This is a genomic window from Aeromonas rivuli (assembly GCF_000820045.1).
GTDB classification, from domain to species: Bacteria; Pseudomonadota; Gammaproteobacteria; order Enterobacterales; family Aeromonadaceae; genus Aeromonas; species Aeromonas rivuli.
This window is the reverse complement of sequence record NZ_CDBJ01000100.1, coordinates 154925-179391: the sequence shown is the minus strand read 5'-3', so window position 1 is coordinate 179391 and position 24467 is coordinate 154925. Positions and strand designations below refer to the sequence as shown.

The 24467-nt window shown below is 63.4% G+C and carries 28 protein-coding genes; 20 read left to right on the top strand and 8 right to left on the bottom strand.

The genetic code is table 11. The features are described 5' to 3' along the window. The first annotated feature begins 3 nt into the window (after positions 1-3). From exeF to exeN, 9 genes are all read left to right on the top strand, one after another. Complete coding sequence (gene exeF, locus BN1130_RS20605) at positions 4-1224, top strand: GspF family T2SS innner membrane protein variant ExeF (protein ID WP_042044305.1); 1221 nt, start codon at positions 4-6, stop codon at positions 1222-1224. A 76-nt stretch (positions 1225-1300) separates the two neighbouring features. Beyond that, positions 1301-1732 carry a GspG family T2SS major pseudopilin variant ExeG gene (exeG, locus tag BN1130_RS20600; protein WP_042044304.1) on the top strand — a complete coding sequence of 144 codons (432 nt, stop codon included), beginning with the start codon at positions 1301-1303 and terminating at the stop codon, positions 1730-1732. 40 nt (positions 1733-1772) lie between these two features. Further along, positions 1773-2330, top strand: coding sequence for a GspH family T2SS minor pseudopilin variant ExeH (gene exeH / locus BN1130_RS20595; RefSeq protein ID WP_157014138.1), 558 nt, complete (start codon positions 1773-1775; stop codon positions 2328-2330). Between the two features lie 11 nt (positions 2331-2341). Further along, on the top strand, positions 2342-2725 hold the full coding sequence (exeI, locus tag BN1130_RS20590) for a GspI family T2SS minor pseudopilin variant ExeI (RefSeq protein WP_157014137.1): 384 nt from the start codon (positions 2342-2344) through the stop codon (positions 2723-2725). 37 nt (positions 2726-2762) lie between these two features. Continuing rightward, the gene (gene exeJ, locus BN1130_RS20585) at positions 2763-3428 is read left to right on the top strand and encodes a GspJ family T2SS minor pseudopilin variant ExeJ (protein WP_042044302.1); all 666 of its coding nucleotides are present in this window, start codon (positions 2763-2765) and stop codon (positions 3426-3428) included. Further along, positions 3412-4425 (top strand): GspK family T2SS minor pseudopilin variant ExeK, encoded by a 1014-nt coding sequence (exeK, locus tag BN1130_RS20580; protein WP_198135318.1) that lies wholly within the window; start codon positions 3412-3414, stop codon positions 4423-4425. The genes exeJ and exeK overlap by 17 nt, the downstream gene beginning before the upstream one ends. Before the next feature lie 88 nt (positions 4426-4513). Continuing rightward, a complete protein-coding gene (gene exeL / locus BN1130_RS20575; RefSeq protein WP_042044300.1) occupies positions 4514-5698 on the top strand; it encodes a GspL family type II secretion system protein ExeL in 1185 nt (394 codons plus the stop codon). After that, complete coding sequence (gene exeM, locus BN1130_RS20570; protein WP_042044299.1) at positions 5695-6186, top strand: GspM family type II secretion system protein ExeM; 492 nt, start codon at positions 5695-5697, stop codon at positions 6184-6186. Before exeL ends, exeM begins: the two co-directional genes overlap by 4 nt. Continuing rightward, the gene (exeN, locus tag BN1130_RS20565; RefSeq protein ID WP_042044298.1) at positions 6183-6938 is read left to right on the top strand and encodes a GspN family type II secretion system protein ExeN; all 756 of its coding nucleotides are present in this window, start codon (positions 6183-6185) and stop codon (positions 6936-6938) included. The genes exeM and exeN overlap by 4 nt, the downstream gene beginning before the upstream one ends. 60 nt (positions 6939-6998) lie before the next feature. Here the strand turns inward: exeN and BN1130_RS20560 are convergent, their stop codons facing one another. Next, positions 6999-7808, bottom strand: coding sequence for a helix-turn-helix transcriptional regulator (locus BN1130_RS20560; protein WP_042044297.1), 810 nt, complete (start codon positions 7806-7808; stop codon positions 6999-7001). A 143-nt stretch (positions 7809-7951) separates the two neighbouring features. Between BN1130_RS20560 and tyrS the strand changes: the two genes are divergently transcribed. Next, positions 7952-9220 carry a tyrosine--tRNA ligase gene (gene tyrS, locus BN1130_RS20555; protein WP_042044296.1) on the top strand — a complete coding sequence of 423 codons (1269 nt, stop codon included), beginning with the start codon at positions 7952-7954 and terminating at the stop codon, positions 9218-9220. A 128-nt stretch (positions 9221-9348) separates the two neighbouring features. Here the strand turns inward: tyrS and yrfG are convergent, their stop codons facing one another. Then, positions 9349-10017, bottom strand: a complete 669-nt coding sequence (gene yrfG, locus BN1130_RS20550) for a GMP/IMP nucleotidase (protein ID WP_042044295.1) — start codon at positions 10015-10017, stop codon at positions 9349-9351. Positions 10018-10147: 130 nt separating this feature from the next. On the opposite strand from yrfG, the gene nudE reads away from it, so the two are divergent. Both nudE and cysQ read left to right on the top strand, forming a co-directional pair. Continuing rightward, positions 10148-10708: an ADP compounds hydrolase NudE gene (gene nudE, locus BN1130_RS20545; protein WP_157014126.1), complete on the top strand. Its 561-nt coding sequence runs from the start codon at positions 10148-10150 to the stop codon at positions 10706-10708. A 34-nt stretch (positions 10709-10742) separates the two neighbouring features. Next, positions 10743-11561, top strand: a complete 819-nt coding sequence (cysQ, locus tag BN1130_RS20540; RefSeq protein WP_042044293.1) for a 3'(2'),5'-bisphosphate nucleotidase CysQ — start codon at positions 10743-10745, stop codon at positions 11559-11561. 85 nt (positions 11562-11646) lie between these two features. Here cysQ and BN1130_RS20535 read toward each other — a convergent pair whose 3' ends face one another. Further along, entirely contained in the window at positions 11647-12486 is an 840-nt protein-coding gene (locus tag BN1130_RS20535; RefSeq protein WP_042044292.1) for an AraC family transcriptional regulator, read from the bottom strand. A 113-nt stretch (positions 12487-12599) separates the two neighbouring features. Between BN1130_RS20535 and BN1130_RS20530 the strand changes: the two genes are divergently transcribed. After that, positions 12600-13139 carry a carboxymuconolactone decarboxylase family protein gene (locus BN1130_RS20530; RefSeq protein WP_042044422.1) on the top strand — a complete coding sequence of 180 codons (540 nt, stop codon included), beginning with the start codon at positions 12600-12602 and terminating at the stop codon, positions 13137-13139. Between the two features lie 29 nt (positions 13140-13168). Then, a complete protein-coding gene (locus BN1130_RS20525; protein WP_042044421.1) occupies positions 13169-13591 on the top strand; it encodes a DUF417 family protein in 423 nt (140 codons plus the stop codon). Positions 13592-13968: 377 nt separating this feature from the next. On the opposite strand, the gene metJ is transcribed toward BN1130_RS20525, so the two are convergent. Continuing rightward, the gene (gene metJ / locus BN1130_RS20520) at positions 13969-14292 is read right to left on the bottom strand and encodes a met regulon transcriptional regulator MetJ (RefSeq protein WP_005891844.1); all 324 of its coding nucleotides are present in this window, start codon (positions 14290-14292) and stop codon (positions 13969-13971) included. A 172-nt stretch (positions 14293-14464) separates the two neighbouring features. On the opposite strand from metJ, the gene metB reads away from it, so the two are divergent. Both metB and BN1130_RS20510 read left to right on the top strand, forming a co-directional pair. Then, positions 14465-15631 (top strand): cystathionine gamma-synthase, encoded by a 1167-nt coding sequence (gene metB, locus BN1130_RS20515; RefSeq protein WP_042044291.1) that lies wholly within the window; start codon positions 14465-14467, stop codon positions 15629-15631. A 56-nt stretch (positions 15632-15687) separates the two neighbouring features. After that, positions 15688-18135 carry a bifunctional aspartate kinase/homoserine dehydrogenase II gene (locus BN1130_RS20510; RefSeq protein WP_157014136.1) on the top strand — a complete coding sequence of 816 codons (2448 nt, stop codon included), beginning with the start codon at positions 15688-15690 and terminating at the stop codon, positions 18133-18135. Positions 18136-18316: 181 nt separating this feature from the next. On the opposite strand, the gene BN1130_RS20505 is transcribed toward BN1130_RS20510, so the two are convergent. Together BN1130_RS20505 and BN1130_RS20500 are read right to left on the bottom strand one after the other, a co-directional pair. Next, positions 18317-19006 (bottom strand): LrgB family protein, encoded by a 690-nt coding sequence (locus BN1130_RS20505; RefSeq protein WP_042044289.1) that lies wholly within the window; start codon positions 19004-19006, stop codon positions 18317-18319. Beyond that, complete coding sequence (locus BN1130_RS20500) at positions 18999-19394, bottom strand: CidA/LrgA family protein (protein WP_042044288.1); 396 nt, start codon at positions 19392-19394, stop codon at positions 18999-19001. The genes BN1130_RS20505 and BN1130_RS20500 overlap by 8 nt, the downstream gene beginning before the upstream one ends. A 125-nt stretch (positions 19395-19519) precedes the next feature. Here BN1130_RS20500 and BN1130_RS20495 point away from each other — a divergent pair, with 125 nt between their 5' ends. Next, positions 19520-20401 carry a LysR family transcriptional regulator gene (locus tag BN1130_RS20495; protein WP_042044286.1) on the top strand — a complete coding sequence of 294 codons (882 nt, stop codon included), beginning with the start codon at positions 19520-19522 and terminating at the stop codon, positions 20399-20401. Between the two features lie 69 nt (positions 20402-20470). Here the strand turns inward: BN1130_RS20495 and pdxR are convergent, their stop codons facing one another. Further along, positions 20471-21937 (bottom strand): MocR-like pyridoxine biosynthesis transcription factor PdxR, encoded by a 1467-nt coding sequence (gene pdxR / locus BN1130_RS20490; protein WP_042044285.1) that lies wholly within the window; start codon positions 21935-21937, stop codon positions 20471-20473. A 135-nt stretch (positions 21938-22072) separates the two neighbouring features. On the opposite strand from pdxR, the gene BN1130_RS20485 reads away from it, so the two are divergent. From BN1130_RS20485 to BN1130_RS20475, 3 genes are read left to right on the top strand one after another with little or no spacing between them, the layout of a single operon-like run. After that, positions 22073-22555 (top strand): OsmC family protein, encoded by a 483-nt coding sequence (locus BN1130_RS20485; RefSeq protein WP_042044284.1) that lies wholly within the window; start codon positions 22073-22075, stop codon positions 22553-22555. After that, positions 22552-23001: a rhodanese-like domain-containing protein gene (locus BN1130_RS20480; RefSeq protein WP_042044283.1), complete on the top strand. Its 450-nt coding sequence runs from the start codon at positions 22552-22554 to the stop codon at positions 22999-23001. Before BN1130_RS20485 ends, BN1130_RS20480 begins: the two co-directional genes overlap by 4 nt. Then, a complete protein-coding gene (locus BN1130_RS20475) occupies positions 22991-23740 on the top strand; it encodes a GNAT family N-acetyltransferase (RefSeq protein WP_042044282.1) in 750 nt (249 codons plus the stop codon). The genes BN1130_RS20480 and BN1130_RS20475 overlap by 11 nt, the downstream gene beginning before the upstream one ends. Positions 23741-23846: 106 nt before the next feature. Here the strand turns inward: BN1130_RS20475 and ybaK are convergent, their stop codons facing one another. Next, entirely contained in the window at positions 23847-24311 is a 465-nt protein-coding gene (gene ybaK / locus BN1130_RS20470; RefSeq protein WP_042044281.1) for a Cys-tRNA(Pro) deacylase, read from the bottom strand. Positions 24312-24467: the final 156 nt, after the last annotated feature.

The following is a 24467-nucleotide window of genomic DNA, read 5'->3' as shown; positions in this document are numbered from 1 at the left end:
GACGTGGCAGCATTCGAATATAAGGCCCTGGATGACAAGGGGCGCCAGAAGCAGGGGGTGACCGAGGGTGACTCGGCGCGCCAGGTGCGCCAGCAACTGCGCGAGCAGGGGCTGACCCCGCTCGAGGTGAGTGAAACCACCGAGAAGGCCAAGCGTGAGGCAGGCCAGTTCCGACTGTTTCGCCGTGGCGCCAGTACCGCCGAGCTGGCACTGATCACCCGCCAGCTGGCGACCCTGGTGGGGGCCGGTCTCACCATAGAGGAGGCGCTCAAGGCGGTCTCCCAGCAGTGTGAGAAGGCCCATCTCAGCAGCCTGGTGGCGACAGTGCGTGGCCGGGTGGTGGAGGGTTACAGTCTGGCCGATTCGCTTGGCGCCTTCCCCCATGTGTTCGATCAGCTGTTCCGCTCCATGGTGGCGGCCGGGGAGAAATCCGGCCACCTGGAGAAGGTGCTCAACCGGCTCGCCGATTACACCGAACAGCGCCAGCATATGCGCACCAAGCTGATGCAGGCGATGATCTACCCCATGGTGTTGACCCTGGTCGCGGTGGGGGTCATCTCCATCTTGCTGACCGCCGTGGTGCCCAAGGTGGTGGCCCAGTTTGAACATATGGGGCAGCAGCTGCCCGCCACCACGCGCTTCCTGATCGGCACCAGCGAACTGATGCAGAACTATGGCCTCTGGTTCCTGCTGCTGATCTTCCTGGGTGGTTTCGTTTGGCGTTGGTGGCTGGGGGATGCGCTGCGCCGTCGCCATTGGCACGGGATCCTGCTGCGTCTGCCGGTGATTGGCCGGGTCAGCCGCGGCCTAAATACCGCCCGTTTTGCCCGCACCCTGAGCATCCTCAATGCCAGCGCCGTGCCGCTGATCGAGGGGATGAAGATCTCCGGCGAAGTGCTCTCCAATGACTTCGCCCGGGCCCGCATCCTCGAGGCCACCGAGCGGGTGCGGGAGGGGACCAGTCTGCGCAAGTCTCTGAATGAAACCAAAATATTTCCGCCCATGATGCTGCACATGATCGCCTCCGGCGAGCAGAGCGGCGAGCTCGACAGCATGCTGGAGCGGGCGGCGGACAACCAGGACCGGGAGTTTGAAAGCCAGGTCAACATCGCCCTTGGCGTGTTCGAACCCATGCTGGTGGTCTCCATGGCCGGGGTGGTGCTCTTTATCGTGATGTCGATCCTGCAGCCCATCCTCGAACTCAACAATATGGTCAATATGTAACGGGATCCGCCCGCCGGGTCTCACTGTGGTCAATCGCTGATGGTACAGACCATCTTATTTTGTGAGGGAGTAAGTCATGCATAAGCGTCGTCAATCGGGTTTCACCCTGCTGGAAGTCATGGTGGTCATCGTCATCCTGGGGATACTGGCCAGCCTGGTGGTGCCCAATCTGATGGGAAACAAGGAAAAAGCCGATCAGCAGAAGGCGGTCTCCGACATAGTGGCGCTGGAAAACGCCCTCGACATGTACAAGCTGGACAACAATCGCTACCCGACCACCGAGCAGGGTCTGGATGCCCTGGTCAATAAACCGACCTCGGCCCCCGAGCCGCGCAGCTACCGGGAAGGGGGCTATATCAAGCGCCTGCCGCAAGATCCCTGGAGCAATCCTTATCAGCTGCTCAGCCCAGGCCAATTCGGCAAGCTCGACGTCTTCTCCATGGGGCAAGATGGCGAAGCGGGCACCGATGACGACATCGGCAACTGGAATCTGAAGGACTTCCAGTAAGTGCTTGTACTGCCATCCAGGTGCTGTGGATGAGACTGCCGTGATCGGCGCGTCGTCTCGTCATCGCCAAGCCGGCTTCACCCTGCTGGAAGTGTTGCTGGTCGCCATGTTGATGGGACTGGTGGCCACCGCCGTTACCCTCAGCATGGGCGGCGCCAAGGGGGATCGCGAGCTGGACAAGCAGGCGCGTCGCTTCATGGCCGTTCTGCAACAAGCCCAGGAGCAGGCCGTGATGGATGGTCGTCTGCTGGGCTTGCGCCTCGAGGATCACGGCTGGCAATTCATGGTGCGCCAAGGCAAGGATCGCAACTGGACGGCTCTGGGTGATGACAAGGTGCTGGGGCCGGTGCAACTGCCGGAGGATATCCAGCTCGGCGTCGAACTGGGCGGTTTGGCCTGGCAGCCGGATGAAGACGAACGAGGGGAGGACGACAAGGTGGCCAGCCCCCAGGTGTTTATCTTTCCCGGTGACGAGCTGACCCCCTTCGTACTGACCTTCACTCAGCAGGTCGATGAGGAGCGCTACTTCCGTGTGGTGTGGGCCGATGAATTTGGCAACCTGAAACTGGATAGCGATCGGCCTGAGGAGGAGCAATGAGAACGCCGCGCATGGTGCTGCGCCATGGTGGGCTTCGCCAGGCCAGGGGCATGACGCTGCTCGAGGTGATGGTGGCCCTGGTGGTGTTTGCCATCGCCGGGCTGGCGGTGATGAAGACGGCGAGCGAACACCTCTCCGGGCTCAGCTATCTGGAACAGAAAACCCTGGCGACCTGGGTTGTCCAGAACCAGCTGGTGCAGCAGCGACTCGAAGGTTCCTGGCCGAGCGACAGCTGGGTCGAGGGGGATGAAGAGATGGCGGGACAGCGCTGGTATTGGCGTTATCGCGGTGTCGCTACCGCCGACAGCAACTTCAAGGCACTGGATCTGGAGGTGCGTACCGCCCCCAAATCCGAGAGTCCCGTGGCCATGATGCGCACCTATGTCAGCCGCTAAACGACCCGCTCGCGGTGCCATGCCGCTGGAGACACCAATGAGGTCATCGTCCGCGCCAGGGCCGCAGGTCCGGCATCTGAGCAAGCAGGGGGGCTTTACCCTGCTGGAGATGCTGGTGGCGATCGCCATCTTCGCCGGCCTGAGTCTGGGTGCCTATCAGGTGTTGCAGGGGGTGCTCACCAGCGATGAGGTGGCCAGGAAGAAAGAGGTGCGTCTGGCCCAATTACAGCGCGCCTTCGATGTGCTGGAGCGGGACGTGAGCCAGATGGTACCGCGTACCGGCCGCATCGAGGGTGAAAATAACCGGGTGTTGCTGGCTGCCAGCCAGTTTGGCCAGCAGAGTGATGATTGGGGCATGGCCTTCATCCGGGGGGGCTGGCTCAACCCGGATGGTATCTTGCCGCGATCTGGCCTGCAGCGGGTCGGTTGGCGGCTCAAGGATCACCAGCTGGAGCGGCTCAGCTATCTCTACCCGGACCCAGTGATAGGCACCGAGCCCAGGGTGCAAGGGTTGCTCGACCGGGTGACGGGACTGCGCCTCTTCTTCTACAGCGAGGGGGGCTGGAAGTCGGAGTGGACCCAGGAGGAGCGCTTGCCTGACGGCTTGGCGGTGGAACTGGATCTGGACGATTACGGCACCATACGTCGCCAGTTTCTGATTGGGGCCGGCGGCCAGAGGCTCGAAGATGCACCGACACAATAGAGGCGCCGGGCCGGGCAGAAGCCGGGGCATGGCACTGCTGGTGGTGTTGTTGATCCTCTCGGTCATGGTGATCATCGCCAGCAACATGAGTGGCCGCTTGCAGCTTGAGCTCAGGCGCACTGCCAACCTCAGCACCGGCAAGCAGGCATGGTGGTATGCCATCTCCACCGAGGCGCTGGTCAGCAAGATACTGGCCCAGGACTTCAAGGATGACCCCAAGGTGGTCAGCCTGAGCCAGTACTGGGCGCGCAAGGATGTGATATTTCCGGTCGAGGATGGCACCCTCAAGGGAGAGGTGCGTGACCTGCAAAGCTGCTTCAACCTCAACAGCCTGAGCGTAGGGCAGCAGGAGGACAGTGGGGACGATCTGGCCAACCAGCCTTATCCCGTCAAGGTGTTCCGCACCCTGTTGACCCAGCTTGAGATCGACGAATACGAGGCAACCCAGCTGACGGATGCGGTGCGTGACTGGACCGACAGCGATACGGTACTGGTCTCCAGCTATGGGGCCGAAGACGCTTATTATGAAGGGCTGAGTCAGCCCTATCTGCCCGCCAATCAGAAGATGCTGGGGGTGGATGAGTTACGGGCGGTGCGTGGGGTCAGCGGCAAGCTATATGCCAGGCTGGCACCCTATGTCTGCGCCCTGCCAAACGACAAGTTACTGGTGAATATCAATACCATATCCCCGGATCAGCCCGAGCTGCTGGCGGCGCTCTACCTGGGAAAGATCAGTGTGGATGACGCCAAGGGCGTGCTCAAGGATCGCCCCAGGAAAGGCTGGCAAAGCAAGGCGGAGATGACGAGCCTGCCTGCGCTGGCGGCGGGCTCCGGCATCAAGGGGTTGAATGAGGCGATAGACGTCAAGAGCGATTACTTCGTGGCTTATCTGCTGGCCGAGGTGGCCGACACCCGGGCCAGGCTGGAGACCTATTTCCAGCGCAGTAAAGAGAACAAGGCGGTGGTGCTGCGGCGGGTCAATGGGGGGGCTGAGTGAAGCTCGCCTCGACGCGCGACGGTATCTCGCCGTCCATATCAAGGGTCAGCCGTCGACAGGATTCGGCCAAGGCCAAGGAGAGAGTGTGTTGAACGAGAGTCTGGTCATCCGTCTGGGGACGACCCAGGAAGAGCCGGTCGAGTGGCTGGTCTGGTCGAAGGGGGAGGAGGAGATCATCGCCTCCGGGACCCTGGCCTCGGCCCATGAACTGCATGAGCTGCGTGAACGGGCCGGAGGTCGTCCCGTGGTCGTTCTGGTGCCGGGCAGCGCCGTTATCTTCCGGCGAGTGCGGCTGCCGGGCAAATACAACCGCCAGTCGGCGGCGGCCCTGCCTTATCTGCTTGAGGAGCAGATCGCCTCCGATGTGGAGTCCCTGCATCTGGTCGTGCTGTCTCATCAGGGCCAGGAGGTGGATCTGATGGCGGTGGACCGGCAGCAGATGCTGCGCTGGCTCGGCTGGTTGGAGGCAGCGGGGCTCAAGAGCCTGCAACTGCTGCCGGATGTGCTGGCCTTGCCGCAGGCGAGCGACGGCTGGTCGGCGCTGCAGCTGGGCAAGGTCTGGTTGTTGCGCCAAGGGCCTCACCAGGGACTGGTTGCGGACGAAGTCTTGCTCGGCCTGCTGCTGGGCGCGCAGCCCGAGCCTGTCACCATTCACAGCCATACGCCCCCCCCCGCCCTGGCGGGAGCGAACTGGCAGGGGGCCGATCCCGAACTGCCCATGCTGCTGCTGGCCCGGGAGGCGCTGCGCGGTCAGGTGAACCTGTTGCAGGGGTCCTTCCGACCACAGACCGAGTACAGTCGTCACTGGTTGCAGTGGCGCAAGGTGGTGGCGGTGGCGGTGGCCTTGTTGCTGGTCACCCTGGGGCAGCGCGGCCTGGCCCTCTATCAGCTCGATAAGCAGGACAAGGCACTCAAGGCCGAGATCCGGGAGGTCTATACCCGTATCTTCCCGGGAGAGACCCGGATAGTGAATGTACGCAGTCAGGTGGAGCAGCATCTGAGGCTGCTTGGCGGTGCGCCCCAAAGTGGCGTCTTGCTGTTTTTGACCGAACTGGCCCCCACCTTTGCCGAAGTGCCGGGGCTCAAGCCCGAGGTGCTGCGCTTTGATGTGGAGCGGGGAGAGCTGAGGCTGCAAGTCACGGCCCCCGGCTTTACCGAGATGGAGCGATTCCGCGAATTGGCGGGCAAGGGTTTCGAGGTGCAACAGGGCGAGGTGCGCAGCACGGAAGGTCGGGTCGAGGGGGCACTGGTGCTCAAGGGTAAATCATCATGATGACAAGATTCGAACTCTGGTGGCGCGGCATCAGCGCCCGGGAGCAGCGACTGGTGGCCATTGGCGGTACTCTGCTGATCATCGGTCTCTTCTATTGGCTGGTGTGGCAACCCCTCGGCAATCGCATCGCGGAGCGGGAGCGACAGGTGAAGAACCAGCAGCAGACCCTGGTCTGGCTGAAAGAGAAGGGTGAGCGGATCTTGGTAGCCCAGGCGGGCAGCGGTCGCAACATCGATTTGGGGGGCACCCTGGATGGGGTTGTCAACCGCACCGCCTTCAACCACAAGATCAAGATCACCCGGCTGCAACCCCAGGGTCAGGAGCTGCAGGTATGGATAGACGCAGTCCCCTTCGATGGGCTGCTGATGTGGCTGGCCGAGCTGTCGGACAGATACGGCGTCCAGGTCAAGGTGATTGAGGTGGCCCGCGAGCAGTTGCCCGCCGGCATGGTCAAGGTGAGACGCTTACAGGTGAGTCGCCCGCAATGAAACGCAAGATCTGGATAGTCGTCGTCTTCATGCTGGCCTGGCTGGGCTTCTTGCTGACCAGCGTGCCCGCCAGTCTGGTGGCTCGCCATCTGCCGCTGCCGCCCATGGTCAAACTGGAAGGGGTGAGTGGCACCCTCTGGCGGGGGGAAGTGGCGCGTCTGCAATATGCCAGCGAGTCTGTGACCCGGCTGCGCTGGGATCTCAATGGCTGGTCGCTGCTGCGCTTTGCTCCCGAGCTGGCGGTGCGTTTCGGCGAGCGGGATGGCCTCAATGGCCAAGGGGTGGTGGGTTGGGGCAGCGCCGCCTTTGGCCGTGACCTGACCCTCAACGCTCCCGCCCCCTGGTTGCTGAGCCGGCTGCCCCTGCGCCTGCCCTTCCCGATCACGGCAACGGGCCAGTTACAGCTCAAGATCGATGAATTCAGTCAGGGTCAGCCCTGGTGCGATAGCCTCTATGGCAACCTCCATTGGTACGATGCCGAGGCCGACACCCCGGCGGGCAAGTTGAAGCTGGGGGATCCCGAGGTCAAGTTGACCTGTCTCGACTCCAAGCTGGTGGCCGAGCTCAAGCAGGGGTCGGAGGCGGTGCAGGTACTGGGCAAGCTGGAGTTGCAGGCCAATCGCCAGTACCTGTTCCAGGGCAGTCTCAAGCCCGGTCCCGAGTTGCCGGAGCAGATGAAACAGGGGCTGCCCTATCTCGGTCAGCCAGACAGTCAGGGTCGCTTCCCGCTGCGTTATCAGGGCCGCATCTGACCCGCAGCAGTATGAATAGACAACACCCCGCCTCGGCGGGGTGTTTCGTTATGGCGCTGATCAGGCCGTCGATTCGCCGTCGCCGGGCGCCGTGATGAGATGGTTCAGAAAGAAGCTGAACAGCTCGGCGCGCGAGCCGAGCCGCAGCTTGCCATAGAGATGTTTACGGTGATTCTTCACGGTGCCGCTGCCAATCCCGAGCGCCGTGGCGATGGCCTCGGTATCCAGCCCTTGCAACAGCAGGCGGGCAACCTGGCGCTCCCTGGGGGTGAGCTGATCCCCGCCGACAGTGTCCATCGCCAGCTCCAGCGCGGCCTTGACCGTGGCGCCGTCAGCCGACGTGGTGCTGGTTGCCATCAAGGGCATGGCCTGTGGCCAATGCTGGCGGCACAGAGCGTGCACCAGCGGAAACAGCTCTTCCAGCTTGACTCGTTCGCCCTGACTCAGGGGGTGGCGCTTGCCGAGACGCCCGAGAAAGAGCACCAGGGTCAGCCCGGCATGGATGGGCAGGATCAGCCCCACCTCCTCCTGCCAGCCGGTGGCCTGATAGAAGCGTTGCTGATAGTCCGGATCCAGCTTGCCCTGTGATACTTGTGCCAGGGTCCAGACCCCTGCGGGCAACCCGGCGGCCAATGCCTGCATGAAGGGATCCTGACCGAAGTGGCTGGTGAGGTAGCGATCAAACAACAGGGCTCGCCGGTGCTCCAGATTGTCATAGAGGTAGACGGGGCGCTGCCCCATCCCGAGCAGCAGGGCGCAGTCGAACGCCACTTGCCGCTGGATGAGACGCACCAGCATGGCCGGGAAGGCACTGGTGTGCAGGGCATCCAGGGTGGCGGTCAGATCGGGGGTGAGGGTGGCGTGGGTCATGACGGGCTTGGCTTCCTGGGGAGGGGCTGAGTCACTTGAGCAGAGATGCTAGCACGGGGTGAGAAAACTGTCCCCTGAGGGACATGGCCGTCGGGCTGTCAGAGGGGGAGGATAGCAACCTTTCCCCCCGTTTCGGAGATCCCATGATAGACCCCAGGTTGCTCGATGAGTTGACCGAGCGTGGCCTCATCGCCCAGCACTCAGACATGGCGGCCCTGCGAGATCACCTCGCCACCCCGCGCACCCTCTATTGCGGATTCGACCCCACCGCCGGCAGCCTGCACATCGGTCATCTGGTGCCGCTGTTGATGCTGCGCCGCTTCCAGCTCGCCGGGCACCGCCCGGTGGCCCTGGTCGGCGGCGCCACCGGCCTCATCGGCGATCCCAGCTTCAAGGCGACCGAGCGCAGCCTCAACAGCAATGAAACCGTACAGGGCTGGGTCGCCAGCCTGTCGGCTCAGATAACGGCCCTGTTACCTGCCGCTGAGGGGCTGGCGGCGGCCACCCTGGTCAACAACGGCGACTGGCTGGGGCAGATGTCGGCCCTGGATTTCTTGCGGGATGTCGGCAAGCACTTCTCGGTCAACGCCATGCTGGCGCGGGAGTCGGTGCGCCAGCGGCTGGCCCGCCCGGATCAGGGGATCTCCTTCACCGAGTTCTCTTATGCCCTGTTGCAATCCCTGGACTTCGCCGAGTTGCACCAGCGGCTCGGCTGCACTTTGCAGATTGGCGGCAACGATCAGTGGGGCAATATCCTCAGCGGCATGGATCTCACCCGCCGCCGCCATCAGGCCCAGGTGTTTGGCATGACGCTGCCGCTCATCACCAAGGCGGACGGCACCAAGTTCGGCAAGACCGAGGGGGGCGCCATCTGGCTGGATCCGGCGCTCACCTCGCCCTATGCCTTCCATCAGTTCTGGCTCGGCACAGCGGACGAGGATGTCCATCGCTTGCTGCGCTACTACAGCTTTATGGCGCTGACCGAGATTGATGCACTGGAGGCAGAAGACGCCAGCCGGCAGGGACGCAAGCTGGCCCAGCAAGTGCTGGCCGATGAGCTGACCGAGTTGGTGCACGGCAAGGGGGCGCTGGCGGCGGCGCGGCGCATCGGTGAGTTGCTGTTTTGCGGCGATGCGGCTCGCCTTGGGGAGAGCGATCTGGCCCAACTGGCCCAGGATGGCATGCCGAGCTGCCAAGTGCAGGGGCCGCAGGATCTGCCGAGCCTGCTGGTGGCGTGTGGCCTGGCTGCCTCAAAGCGTATCGCCCGCGAGCTGCTAGGGGCGGGGGCCATCTCCCTCAATGGTGCATCGAAGCAGGATGAGTGGCTGGCCCCTGGCGATCGGCTGTTTGGCCGCTACCTGCTGCTGCGCCGGGGCAAGAAGCAGTACCGGTTGGTGGAGTGGCTGGACTGAGCCGTCCCTGATAGACGCCACGGGGGTGACATGGTGCTGACCGTCCGTCACCCTCAATCGCCAGCGCGACTCATGGGGCAGCTCGCGCCATGATGGAGAGGAGGGGCTCTGCCCCATCTTGCGCTGAGTCAGCCCGCTAGCGGCAACAGCTCGGCATAGTCGTGTATGGCCGGGAAGGCGGTGATCCGCTGCGCGGGCTGCTGACTGTCCGGGGTCTGGATGGCAAGCTGATAGCCGATGCCAAAATCGGCGGCGGCCTGCAAGATGCGCTCGCTGTCATCGACGAACAGGGTACGGGCCGGATCGAACGCCAGCCGCTCTGCCAGGGCCTGCCAGCAGTGCTGGCTCTCCTTCGACCAACCCAGTTCATGGGTGCTTATCATCAGATCCAGATGGTCGGCCAGTCCGAGTCGCGCCTCCTTGACCGAGAGGCTGGCGGGGTGGGCATTGGTGAACAGCACCAGCTGCTTGCCCGCCGCCCGCAAGGCGGCCAGGAAGGGGAGAGCATGAGGCCGCCACTGGATCTTCTCCAGAAGCTCCTGCTTGAGGGCGCGAATGTCCAGTCCCAGGGTCCGGCTCCAGTAATCCACGCAATACCAGTCGAGGGTGCCGGCGACCGCCTGATAGTGGGCATCGATCTGCGCCCTGGCCTCGGCCAGCGACAGCGCGCGCCGCTCGGCATAACACTCGGGCACCCGCCGTTGCCAGAGGTAGCTGTCAAAATGGAGATCGATCAGGGTGCCATCCATGTCGAGCAGGACTGTATCTATCTGGTGCCAGGGAAGCGGGGTCGGCATGGGGTATCTCGGTGTTGAAAGGGCGCGCCATTATAACGGATTTTTAGGGTCGCTTTCCCGGCCTTGGCCCGTGGTGTTCGTCTTGCGACTCGTTTACTCTTGAGTCATGACTCTCGCCAGTGGCCCGGCTATGGACCCCAACAAGCGCAAACCCGACATCATCAAGGCTGACATCGTGGCCGAAAGCCGCCTGTTCAAGGTGGAATCCCTGCATCTCAAGTTCTCCAACGGCGAGGAGCGGGTCTATGAGCGGATGCGGGGCGGCAACCGGGGTGCCGTCATGGTGGTGCCCATGCTCGATGCCGACACCCTGCTGCTGATCCGTGAATATGCCGCTGGCACCCACAGTTATGAGCTGGGCTTTCCCAAGGGGCTGATCGATCCCGGTGAGGATGCCCTGACCGCGGGTAACCGCGAGCTGATGGAGGAGGCGGGCTTTGGCGCCAACAGCCTGACCCCCCTCAAACAGGTCTCCCTGGCCCCTGGCTATTTCGCCAGCAAGATGGACATCTTGCTGGCCCGGGATCTTTTCCCCGAACAGCGGGTCGGTGACGAGCCTGAGCCCCTGGAAGTGATCCCCTGGCCACTCAATCGCATCGACGAACTGCTCGAGCGGGAGGACTTCACCGAATCACGTAGCATCAGCGCCCTGCTATTGACCATCAAGTGGTTGGCAGAGCAGGAAAAATAACGCCAGAGCGGCGAGTGACACAGAGGATGACAAGATGCAGGAACTACTGAGCTGGGTTCCCGGGGTCAAGGAGATCGCCCGCGAAGCGGGGCGTATCCTTCACGACATCTATCAAGGCGGCCAGTTTGAGCGCGAGCTGAAGGAGGATGCGACCCCGGTCACCAGTGCCGATCTGGCCGCGGATGCCTACCTGAAACAGGCGCTCGCGGCGCTCACCCCCCATATTCCTGTGTTGACCGAGGAGGCGGCGGATGTCCCCTTCAGCCAGCGATCGAACTGGCGGCAGTACTGGCTGGTGGATCCCCTGGATGGCACGGGGGAATTCATCGCCGGCAGCGGTGACTTCGCCACCCTGATAGCCCTGGTGCGGGACAATGTGCCGGTGCTCGGCGTCATCTATGCCCCGGAGGCCGATCTGCTCTACTGGGCGGTGCGTGGTCATGGCGCCTTCAAGGAGGTAGCCGGTGAGAGCAAGCCCATCCGCGCCCAGCACCATGAACATGATCTTCCCAGCTCCCTGGTGATCGCCATCAGTCGTCGCCAGCAACAGGCGAGCCTGACGCGTCGTCTCAACCCGAGCATCCATTACGATCTGGTCCCGCTGGGATCCAGCTCCCTCAAATCCTGTCTGGTGGCCGAAGGGGCGGCCGACTGCTATGTGCGACTCGGCCCTACCGGTGAGTGGGACACCGCAGCGGCTCAGTGCATCGTCGAGGCGGCGGGAGGGCGCATCCTCAGCCTGGCGTTGCAGCCACTGAGCTATAACGAGACAGAATCCCTCGGCAATCCCGACTTCATCGTGATGGGGGATCCTCGTCTGGCTTGGACCCAGATAGTGCTGCATCGCGACTGACCGTATCTTGCATCGGCATAAAAACGGCGACCTCAGGGTCGCCGTTTTTGTTGATATCGCCAGCGGGCGGGGAGCTCGCCTGCCATCAATCAAGAGGCGGTTCTGCGGCGGTTTGCTGCTGGCGCAGCCACTGGCCAGGGGTCAAGCCACAGGCTTTGGCGAAGGCGCGGGTCAGGGCGGCGCTGCTGCCATAGCCCACCGTCGGGGCAACCAGCTTGAGGGGCTCCCCCGCCAACAGATGCTGCTGGGCCAGGGTCAGCCGCCACTCGCTCAGATAGCGCAGTGGCGTCTTGCCTATCAGCTGATGGAAGTGGGCGGCGAAGCGGGCGCGGGACATGCCCGCCAGCGCAGCCAGCCCTTGCAGCGTCCAGGGATGTTCGGGTTGTTGCTGCATGGCGATGATCGCCTTGCCCAGCCTCGGATCGGCCAGCCCCGCCAGCACGCCCCCCCGGTAGAGCCCGGCATCGAGCACATGGCGCAACACCAGGATGAGCAGCAGATCCAGCAAGCGATCCATCGCCTGACTCTGGCCATAGCCGGGTTGAGCCGCCTCCTGAAACAGCAGCTCCAACACGGGAGCCAGGCCGGGGGCGCTGGCCAGGGGAATGATCAGGCGGCTCGGTAGCGCAGCAACCAGGGGGTTGCTGTGGGTGCGGCCGAAGCGGACGTTGGCGCAGACCAGATCGCAGTCGAGCCGACTCTGCATGCGGTGACCGCAGCCCGCTGGAAACAGGATCAGGGTCGGCTCATCCAGGGTGACGCTAGCCTCCCCGTCACTGCTCAGTCTGAGGGTACCCGCGCGAAGCAGGTGCAGGTGGCCACCAGGGTCCGAGTCCTGATAATCGACCCGACCACACAGGCTGCCTGCGTAGAAGAGCCGGGCCCGGGGCGCGTATTGATGGAGCAGTACCGACAAGGAATCCATGATTGATACGATAGGTGACTATTTTTGGACTGTTGGTGATAAATCGTATCATGCTTTTTGAAATACTCTCTCTCGTTGACCAGCCAATCCATTAACACGAGAGGACAATGTCCATGGTACGTATCCATCCCCTGACCATAGCCCAGGCCAAACCCGCCGCCGCCACGACCCTCACCGCCATCAAGGGCAAACTCGGCATGGTGCCGAACCTGTTTTCCACCCTGGCCAACTCCCCCACGGTGTTCAAGGCCTATCTGGCCTTTGCCGAGACCCTGGGCCAAGGGCGACTCAGCGTCCGCCAACGGGAGCTGCTGGCACTGGCCATCGGCCAGGAAAATGCTTGCCAATACTGCCTGAGCGCCCATGTGCTGGGCGCCAACAAGGCCGGTTTTTCCCCGGCGCAGATCCGCCAAGCCCGTCTGGGTAAGGCCGAGGATCCGCTGGATCAGGGGCTGATCTCGCTGGCAATCCAGCTGGTTCGTCAGCGGGGCGTCATCGATGACGGCCAGCTGACCGCGGCCAGAGCCGCCGGGGTGGACGATGAACTGCTCATCGAAGTGTTGGGACAGGTCGCCCTCAACACCTTCACCAACTACAGCAACCATGTGGCGGGTACCGAGATCGACTTCCCCCTGGTTGAGGTGCAGCCATGAGGGACGGCTGGTTGGCACGGGCCAAGCCCGTGACCCGGGAAGAGAGCGGTTATCTGGTGGGATTGGCGGGGGTGCTGCTCATCCTCGTCTGGCTCGGGATATTCAAGTTCACTCCCACCGAGGCGGAGGCGATAAGGCCGCTGGTAGCGAGCCATCCACTGATGAGCTGGCTCTATGGCATCTGGTCGGTGCAGGGGGTCTCCAATCTGGTGGGGATCGCCGAGTTGGTGGTCGCCCTGGCCCTGCTGCTCTCCCTGCGCTATCGCCTGGCGGGTGTTTACGGCGGTTTGGGCGCCTGCATCATCTTCCTGATGACGTTGAGCTTTATCTTTACCCTGCCCGGCGCCTGGCGTTGGGTGGATGGCATGCCGATAGTCGATTTCTTCCTGCTCAAGGATCTGGTGCTGCTAGGGGTCTCGCTGACCGTGATCAACCGTAGCCGGGCCTTGTAATTTCAAGCTTTCACCTACTGTTTGCGCCTCAGGATGAGGCGCTTTTTTATGGTTGTCGCCAGCGCCTGGCAATAAAAAAACGCGGCCTGATAGCCGCGTTTTCGTGAGCCGTTGAGTGAAAACTCACTCGGCGTCGTAATCTTCAATCTCTTTGCCGAGCGCTGCCATGACGGAGAGCCGCGGGCTTCGATATCCAGACAACAAAAACGCGGCTTGATAGCCGCGTTTTCGTGAGCCTTCGAGTGAATACTCACTCGGCGTCGTAATCTTCAATCTCTTTGCCGAGCGCTGCCATGACGGAGAGCCGCGGACTTCGATATCCAGACAACAAAAACGCGGCCTGAGAGCCGCGTTTTCGTGAGCCGTTGAGTGAAAACTCACTCGGCATCGTAATCTTCAATCTCTTTGCCGAGCGCTTCCATGATGGCTCGGGCTTCAGCCGGAACGCTGTCCGGGTGATCCTTGCGCAAATCGTCGTCGCCGGGCAGTGGCTGGCCGGTGAACGCATGGAGAAAGGCCTCGCAGAGCAGTTCGCTGTTTGTCGCATGGCGCAGGTTGTTCACCTGGCGACGGGTGCGCTCATCGGTCAACACTTTCAACACCTTGAGCGGGATCGAGACGGTAATCTTCTTGACCTGTTCACTCTTCTTACCGTGTTCCGCATAAGGGCTGACGTAGTCGCCGTTCCACTCTGTACCCATGATTCACCTGTTCTCATTTGGCCTTGAGCGCGGATTTTAACCCTTAAGGAAATCAATGGCAATCCAACAGCAAAGCCATTTAGACGTCTAGAAGTGTTGACGGCTTTATTGGGGTGGCGTAATGTCTTGTGCAATGGCGAGGATGGACTCGCACAAGGATGAGGAGAGAGAGATGACCCATAAGGCAACCCTGACGGTACGCACCGGCATAGAGACAGATACTCAGCATGGTGCCGTAGTGCCGCCCATCTATCTCTCCAGCAACTACACCTTTGCCGACTTCGGCGTGCCCCGTCAATACGATTATGCCCGCTCCGGCAACCCGACCCGTGGCAATCTGGCGGACGCGCTGGCGGCCCTGGAAGGGGGAGCGGGCGCCGTGGTGACCGGCACCGGCATGGGGGCCATCCATTTGGTGACCCAGGCCCTGTTGCAGGTGGGGGATCTGCTGATTGCCCCCCATGATTGCTACGGCGGTACCTGGCGCCTGTTCGAATTCCTGGCCGCAAAGGGCAACTACAGGGTCAAGTTCGTCGATCAGGGGAATGAGCAGGCCCTGGCCGCCGCCCTGGCCGAGGGGCCCAAGCTGGTCTGGGTCGAGACCCCCTCCAACCCGCTGTTGCGGGTAGTGGATGTGGCCGCCATCTGTGATGCCTCCCATGCCGTGGGCGCTCTGGTCGCGGTCGACAACACCTTCCTCTCTCCGCTGCTGCAACAGCCCCTGGCCCTCGGCGCCGATCTGGTGGTGCACTCCACCACCAAGTACATCAATGGTCACTCGGACGTGGTGGGGGGGGTGGCCATCGCCAAGGAGCAGGCGCTGGCCGATAGCCTGCTGTGGTGGGCCAACTGCCTGGGGCTGACCAGTGGCGCCTTCGATTCCTATTTGACCCTGCGCGGCCTGCGTACCCTGGGGCCCCGTCTGCGCACCCATCAGGAGAATACCCAGAGTATTCTGGCCTTCCTGCAGACCCAGCCCCTGGTGAAAACCATTTATCACCCCAGTCTGCCGACTCACCCCGGCCACGAGATAGCGCTGCGCCAGCAGTCCGGCTTCGGTGCCATGCTGAGCTTCGAGCTCGATTGCGACGAGGCGGGTCTGCGCGCCTTCCTCGGCGCCCTCAACTACTTCTCGGTGGCCGAGTCTTTAGGGGGGGTGGAGAGCCTGGTGGCCCACCCGGCCAGCATGACCCACAGGGCCATGAGCGCCGAGGCGCAGCAGGCGGCGGGGATCAGTCCCCAATTACTGCGGATCTCGGTCGGCATAGAACACGGCGAGGATCTGGTCGCGGATCTGGCCCAGGCCCTGGCGGTCGCCGGGCAGGTGGCCGCGCAATGAGTCAGAGCAGTCAAGCCGCCGTCCTCGGTGGCCAAGCCACAACGGGTAGCACCAAGATGAGTGAAATGGTCAAGGAGGCCGAGGTGACGGTCAACGTTAAGCATCGGCAAGTACACAAGTTCGGTGGCAGCAGCCTGGCGGATCCCGTCTGTTATCGCCGGGTCGCGGCCATCGTCGAGCAACAGGGCAACGGCAGCGAACTGATCGTGGTCTCGGCCGCGGGCAAGACCACCAACCGGCTGATCCAGCTGGTGGAGCTGGCCGAGGCGGGGGACGAGGCGGCCGGTGAGGCGCTCAACGCCCTGCGTGCCTATCAGCAAGGGTTGATCGACGGCCTGCTGGAAGGGGATTTGCACCAGAGCCTGACCGCTCAGCTCAACGGCGATATCAGCAGTCTGGGCCTGATCCTGGAGGGGCAGTTCGATCGCTTCGAGCGCAACGGCCTGCTCGCCTTCGGGGAAGTCTGGTCGGCGCGCCTCCTGGCCGCCTTGCTCAGCAGCCGTGGCGAACCCGCCATCTGGCTCGATGCCCGCAGCTTCCTGCGCGCAGAGGATGGCGCCCTGGTCAAGGTGGACGAGGTGCTCTCCCGTGAGCTGCTCAAGGCGCGGCTCGCCGAGCATGCGGGTCGCATCGTGGTGACAGGTTTTATCGCCGCCGACATGGAGGGGCGCTCCCTGCTGCTTGGCCGCAATGGTTCCGACTACAGTGCCAGCCTGCTGGCCCTGCTGGCCGATGGCGACTCCACCACCATCTGGAGCGACGTGGCCGGGGTTTACAGCGCGGATCCGCGCCGGGTCAAGGAGGCGCGCCTGCTGGAGCGGCTCAGTCTGGCCGAGGCCAACGAACTGGCTCGCCTGGGATCCTCCGTGCTGCATTCGCGTACCCTGCAACCGGTGGCGGACAGCCGCCAGCGGCTCACCCTGCGTTGCAGCTACAACCCCGACGAGGGCTGCACCCATATCTTGCGCCGCGCGCCGCGCAGCAACGGTGCCCGCATCGTCAACTCGGTGGATCAGATTGCGCTGATCGAGCTCAAGGTGTTGCCTCAGGGTGATTTCGAGCAGGCGGTCAAGACCATAGAGGCCCATCTGGACCGTCATCGTCTCAGCCCGCTGACCCTGCAACGTCAGCCGGACAGGCGGGTGCTGCGCCTCGCCTATACCCTGGAAGTGGCGGTCGGCGCCTACGACCTGCTGCGGGACTTCCAGCTGCAGGGGGGCTTCACCGGCCTTATCCAGAAAGAGGGTTACAGCCTGGTCGCCCTGGTGGGAGCCGGGGTGACGGACAACGCCGAGCAGTGTCATCGCTTCTATCAACTGCTCTCGGATCAGCCCCAGGAGTTCGTGCAGGTCGCCAAAGATGGCCTGAGCCTGGTGGCCGTGCTGCGCCAGGTGGTGCTGGAGCCGCTGATGATAGCCCTGCACAGCGCCCTGTTCAGCCGCCCGACCCGGGTCGGCCTGGTGCTGTTTGGCAAGGGCAATATCGGCAGCCAGTGGCTCAACCTCTATGGCCGTGAGCAGGCTCGTCTCGAGCGCGAACTGAACGTGGCGCTCACCCTCTATGGGGTGTTCAACTCCCAGGGGGGGCTGCTGGACGAGGAGGGGCTGGATCCCGTCAAGGTGCAGCAGCACTTCGAGCCCAGCCCGCTCATCTGGCCAGAGCTGCTAAACCAGCTCGAACAGCACAGTTTCGACAGTCTGATCGCCCTGGATCTGACCGCCAGCGAGACGGTGAGTCGCTACTATCCCGACTTTGCCCAGCTCGGCTGCCACATCATCGCCGCCAACAAGTTCGCCGGTGCCGCCGAGAGCGAGTTCTATCAGCGCATCAAGCAGAGCTGTCGGGATCATCAGGTGCAGTGGCGCTACAACGCCACCGTCGGTGCCGGGCTGCCCATCCAGTCCAGCATCCAGATGCTGCGCCAGAGCGGGGATCGCATCCAGGGCGTGTCCGGCATCTTCTCCGGTACCCTGAGCTGGCTGTTCCAGCAATATGACGGCAGTCGTCCCTTCTCCGAGCTGGTGGACGACGCCTGGCAGCAGGGGTTGACCGAGCCGGATCCGCGCGAGGATCTCTCCGGCCAGGATGTGCGTCGCAAGCTGCTCATTCTGGCGCGGGAAGCGGGCTTCGAGCTGGATTCTGCCGATATCGAGCTGGAAAATCTGGTGCCAGCGGCCCTGCGCAAGCTGTCGGTCGAGGAGTTCATGAACAGGCTGGGCGAGCTGGACGGCCCGCTGCAGGCGGCGTTCGAGGGGGCGCATCGGGTCGGCAAGGTGCTGCGTTTCGTGGCCCGTTTCGAACGAGGCGGCAAGGCGCGCGTCGGACTGGAGACCCTGGTGCCGCACCACCCCTTCGCCAATCTGCTCCCTTGCGACAATGTGTTCGCCATCGAGAGCGACAGCTACCGCAGCAATCCCCTGGTCATTCAGGGGCCGGGGGCGGGACGGGAGGTGACCGCCGGTGCCATCCAGTACGATCTCTGGCAGATCTGCGCCGAGCTGTAAGGCTATGACGGTGAACGGTGAACGGTGAACTGGCAGCAGCCACACCTCAGTGAGATCTCCGACAGCGCTGCGTCAGCCTGTAAGGTGATGGTGGCGAGCTGATCCCTTGCAACCAGCCAACTGACAACCAAAGAGGCGCCTTCGGGCGCCTCTTTGCATGGTGCTAACCGGCTGGCCTGACTCACCACAGCAGGTGGCCGAGCAGGGGAGCGAGCAGCACGGTTACCATGCCCGCAATCATCATCACCATGCTGGCCACCACTCCCTCCTCGTTGCCCAGCTGATAGGCCTTGGCGGTGCCTGCCCCGTGGGCCGATGCGCCAAAACCCGCCCCCTTGCCGAGCTTGCTGCGGATGGCGAGACGGCTCAGCACCCCATCCCCCACCGCCATGCCTATCACCCCGGTCAGTACCACGAACAGCGCGGTCAAGTCGCTCTGACCCCCGACGCTCTTGCTCGCCTCGACGGCGAAGGGGGTGGTGATGGAGCGCATGGCGAGGCTGCGTTGCAGCAGATCCGAGAGCCCGAGCCAGCGAGCCAGCAGCACTGAGCTGCCCACCGCCATCACCACGGAGGCCAGGACCCCGATGGAGAGGGACAGCCAGTGTTTGCGCATCAGGGCCTTGTTCTCATACACGGGGATGGCGAAGGCGATCGTGGCCGGGCCCAGCAGCCAGAGCAGCCAGTGACTGTCGGCCATATAGGTCTCATAGGGGATGTGGCACGACAGCACCAGGGCGATCAGGAGTGCAGGGGCCAGCAGCAGGGGCATCAGCGGCAGTATGCGTTTGCGGCCATAGAGCCATTTGCTGAGGTAATAGAACAGCAGAGTGAGGGCCAGGCAGAGCAGGCTCAGGGTCTGGTTAGTCATGACGGCGCTGCCTGCGAGCCAGTTTGAGCTCGAGCCGGTAGACCCTGTCGACCACCAGGGCCGTGGTGCCGAGCACCAGCACAGTGCTGAGGCTTATCACCAGCAGGATGCGCAGCCCCTGATGCAGCAGCAGATCTTGATAGTTGACCACGGCCACCACGGCGGGCACGAAGAACAGCAGCATCTCGGCCAGTAGCCAGCGCGAGCCTGCGCTAAACCAGCGGGTCTTGACGACGCCGGTCAGGATCAAAGCGAGCAGGACCAGCATGCCGGTGAGATTGGCGGGCAAAGGCAGATGAAAGAGGCGCACTGCCGCATCGGCGAGCCACCAGATGGCGGCCAGCAGGGCGACCTGCAAGGGGGTGATAAACCAGAGGGGCAGAGCCATGAGAGAGGGCCATTCGGTAAGAAGGCTTTCAGTCTACCGCCGGACTAAACCTGCAAAAAATGAATTTAAATTATGAAATTCATGCCAAATTGGCATGATATGACCTTGCCCCTGGAGGAGGAATCATGGATATCCGTGCCTTGCGTTACTTCGTCGAACTGGTGCGGGAGCAGAGCTTCACCCGCGCCTCCGAGAAGCTGTTCGTCACTCAGCCCACCATCAGCAAGATGATCCGCAGCCTGGAAGAGGAGCTCGGTCAGCCGCTGCTCAACCGGGAGGGGCGCCGCTTCACCCTGACCGACAGCGGCCAGGTGCTGTTCGCCCGTGCCCAGGAGATATTGACGCAGATGCAGCAGCTCGAGACCGAACTGGCGGATCTGCAGAGTCTCAAGGGGGGGCGCCTGGCGCTGGGCATGCCCCCCATGGTGGGGCATGTCTATGCCGATCTGATCCGTACCTATCGCCAGCGTTACCCGGCCATAGAGCTCTCCATCGTGGAATATGGCGGGCGTCGTATCGAACAGGCGGTGCTGGAGGGGGAGCTGGACTTGGCCATCACCATGTTGCCGACCCGGGAGACGGGGGCACTCAACGCCCTGGTACTGGCCAGCTATCCGATCCAGGTGGTGCTGCCAGCCGAGCCGCGCTGGCGCGAGCGGGCCTGCGTCCGTTTCTCGGATCTGCGTGACGAGCCGCTGCTGCTCTATACCCAGGCTTTCACCCTGAGCGATCGCATCGAGCAGGCCTGTCTGGATGCAGGGTTCAGCCCTCAGGTGGCGGCCCGCAGCAGTCAGTGGGACTTTCTCACCGCCATGGTGCGCAGTGGCATGGGGGTCGCCTTCCTGCCAGAGCCCGTCTGTCGTCGCCTGAACCCGGAGGGTCTGCTGCTCAGACCCCTGTTGCCGGAGCTGAGCTGGCAACTCGGGGTGATCTGGCCCCAGGGCCGCTATCTGTCACGCAGTGCCGAAGCCTGGCTGGCGCTCTGCCGTGAGTTCCAGGCAGGCTAAGGCTGGGTGTTGGATCCGCAGGGTTGAGGCTCTCTTGCTCGGCCACTTCGCTCTCTACGCCGCTATCCATCAGGACTTGTCCCGATCTGCTGTGTCCATCAATCCATATGACGCAGTGCGCATCAGGGCCCCGAGTCGTCGGCAGAGTTGGCGCAGGGTCTGATTGTCGAGGCAGCCAAAGCCGAGCAGCCAGCCCTCCAGCCTGGGCTCCCCCAGATAGAACTGACGCAAGGGGCGCAGCCCCAGCCCCAGGGCATTGGCAGCCTGGGTCCAGCGGGCCTCGCCGCCCGGGGGCAGCAGCACGGCGCACTGCAGGCCGGCGCCGCTGTGGATGGGGGTCAGTTGGGGGCAGTGTTCGGCCAGTTCGCTCAGCAGCAGATCCCGGCGACTCTGGTAGAGCAGGCGGCTCTGGCGCAGATGGGTGGCGAAGTGGCCGGCCCGGATAAAGTCCGCGGTGACCGCCTGCTGCAACTGGTTGCTGTGGCCATCGAAGGCGGCGCGGGCCCGGCTGAAGGCCTCCATCAGCGGGCGCGGCAGCACCAGATAGGCGAGGCGCAATGAGCCGAACAGCACCTTGCTGAAGGTGCCCACATAGATGACCCGCCCCTGGCTGTCGAGCCCCTGCAAGGCGGGCAGCGGGCGCTGATCATACTGATACTCCCCGTCGTAATCGTCTTCCAAAATCCAGGCGCCGTGCCGCTCGGCCTCGGCCAGCAATGCCATCCGCCGTGGCAGGCTCATGGGTACGCCGAGGGGATACTGATGGGCCGGGGTGCAGTAGATGAGCCTGGGCTGCGGATGTTCCCCCGCCGGGTCGAGGCCCTCTTCATCCACCGGCACCGGGTGAATGCGGGCGCCGGCGCTCTCCAGTGCGGTTCTGGCTCCCGGATAACCGGGATCTTCGACCCAGACGGTGTCGCCGGCGTCGATGAGCAGCTGGGTTGCCAGCAAGATCCCCTGCTGGGAGCTGGTGAGGATCAGGATCTGATCCGGCTCGCACTGCACCCCCCGCGACTGCACCAGATAGCTGCTGATGGCGGCGCGCAGCTCCCCTAAGCCTTGCGGATCCCCGTAGTTCATCCACTGGCTGGCGCGCTGGCGCCACTGCTGTTGCATCAAGCGGCCCCAGAGCGCCTGGGGAAAGATGCGCGGATCCGGCTGGCTGGAGGCAAAGGAGACGCCGACCTCGGGGGCATCGTGACAGGCACCGCCTGCCGCCATCTCCTGACCGCGACGGGATAGTCCGGCCGCCGACTGGGGCGGCCTTGGAGTGGGCCGCACCGCCGCCAGGGCGACGAAGCTGCCGGCCCCCACCTTGCGCACCAGATAGCCCTCGGCCTCCAGTCGGCCATAGGCCAGCTCCACCGTACTGCGGGAGATGCCGAGATCCCGGGCCAGCATGCGGCTGGCGGGCAGCCGACTGTGCTGGGGCAGGTGACCGGCCAAGATGGCGCTACGCAGAGTGCGCACCAGCTGTTCGTGCAGTGGCAGATCGTTCTGTTGCTGGTCGGCAAACAGGGTAGGCAGGGCGGTCATGGCAGTCTCCGGACAGGGCTGTCAGCCCATCAAAATTGGTCTGCTTATATTGGCAAAATTGGTCGGCGTGGCAAGGCCATTATGACGCTACATTGAGGGTCAGAGAATGGAGTGCAACCACCACAAGGAGTCGGGATGTCAGAGTTCAGTGCCCTCATCAGCTGGCAACGGGGGGCCGGCGAGCCCTTCGTCGATCAGCGTTACAGTCGGGCCCATGAGTGGGAGTTTGACGGCGGCGTCAGGGTGCCCGCCTCCTCCTCCCCCCATGTGGTGCCCTTGCCCTTTTCGGTGGCGGAGCATGTCGATCCGGAGGAGGCCTTCGTCGCCTCGCTCTCCAGTTGTCACATGCTGACCTTCCTCTGGCTGGCGGCCAAGGCGCGCTATCTGGTGGAAGACTACCGCGATAAGGCGGTCGGGGTCATGGAGCCGGACGAGCGGGGCCGCCAGTCGATCACCAGGGTCACCCTGCGCCCCCGGGTACTGTTTGCTGGTGAGCGCCAGCCGAGCCTGGTCGAACTGGAGCGGCTGCACCATCAGGCCCACGAGCAGTGCTTTATCGCCAACTCGGTGAGAACCGAGATCACCACAGAAGTCGCGCTATATCAGGAGCCGGTATGAGTCATGTATTGAGCACGGGAGTGGCCAGCCCGCAGGAGGCCAGCGCCTTCTTCGAGGCCCAGCTGAAATTTCGCACCGACCCGGCCGATCTCGCCGCCGATCTGTTAAACGCAGAGGCGGGTGAGGAGGGGCGCATCGTCGTCATCGACACCCGCTCCCCTGAACATTATGCCGAGGGCCATATTCCGGGGGCCGTCTCTTTTCCCCATCGCACCATGAGCCCGGTCACCACGGCCGGGCTGGCGCGAGACAAGGTCTATGTCTGCTACTGCGATGGCATCGGCTGCAACGGCTCGACCCAGGGGGCCCATAAGCTGGCCGCGCTGGGTTTTCAGGTCAAGGAGCTGATCGGCGGCCTGCATTGGTGGCGTCAGGACGGTTTCGCCGTCGCCACCGGCAGCGAGGCCGGTGTCTTGCAAGAAGGAGGGATAGCCTGTGGCTGCTAACAACGTTACCTCTCATATCACTAACGAATTCAATCAACCCCTGGGCGCTGTGGTGCCGGATTGGACGGGGGCCGAGTTTCCCCCTCATCAGCTGATGAGTGGCTGGGGCTGCCGGTTGGAGCCCCTTGACCCCGGGCTGCACGGCGGCCCGCTGTGGCAGGCGTTCAGTGCCGATGATGGGGCCATGTGGACCTACCTCACCAGCGGCCCCTTCGCGGACGAGTCGGCCATGCTGGCCTGGTTGCAGCAGTGCGCTGCCAAGGTCGATCCCCAGTTCTATGTCATTGTCGATGAGCCGAGCGGCAAGGCGCTGGGGCTCGCCAGCTACCTGCGTATCGATCCTGCCGCTGGCAGCATAGAAGTGGGCTGGCTGCACTTCTCCCCCGCCATGCAGCGCACCCGCCTCTCGACCGCCGCCATGGCACTGATGATGGGGCGGGCCTTTGCCCTGGGCTATCGTCGCTACGAGTGGAAGTGCAACGAGCTCAACCTGCCCTCCCGCCAGGCGGCGCTGCGGCTCGGGTTCAGTTACGAGGGCACCTTCCGCCAGGCCAGGGTCGACAAGGGCCGTTCCCGCGATACCGCCTGGTTCTCGGTGATCGACAGCGAGTGGCCCGCACTGGCGGCCAGTTTCGAGGGTTGGCTGGCCGATGACAACTTCGATGGGCAGGGGCGCCAGCGGCTGCGGCTCTCCGACTTGACGGCGGCCTGCCGCGCTCAGGCAGATAAAATGCCCTGAGCGTCGGTTGGCGTCCTGGCTGGCAACACCCGATAAAACCAAAGAGGCCCCGGATGTCGGGGCCTCTTTGCTATCACCTCTGCGACCTCATCATGGTGCTCGTCCCTTAGTGTTCACCTATGGGCGCGGCTAGCCATTTCAGAAGGCGAAGCATGTCTCGGGGCGCCACCCCGACCGAGAGGCCGCGCTTGCCGCCGCTCACCAGGATCTCATCAAACTGCAGGGCGGAGTCATCGAGCACTGTGGGCAACAGCTTCTTCTGGGCCAGCGGGCTGATGCCCCCCACCTTATAACCGGTCAGCTTCTCGGCCTCCGCAGGCTTCATCATCTCCACCTTCTTGAGGCCCGCCGCCTTGGCGAGCTGCTTGAGGCTGCACAGGCCCGATGAGGGCACTATGGCCACCACCGCCTGCTTGTCGTGATGGGCGATCAGGGTCTTGAACACTTGCGCTTCGGGCAGGCCGAGTTGAGTCGCGGCATGCTTGCCAAAGTCGTCGTGGGCCTCGCACTCATAGGGGTAGAGCTTGTGGGGGATCTTTAGCTTTTTCAGCAAATTGATAGCGGGGGTCATCAGATTTCCTCGAGCCTTGGCAAGGTCAAATAGTCTGCTCCTGCGTGGCGAGGGATGCAAGCCGGAGGGCCACCGTTGAATGCCGGGAAGAAATCGTGTCTTTCTCCTCGACCGAACAAGTGGTGCCCCTAAACCCAGCTCATCACGATGGCAAGC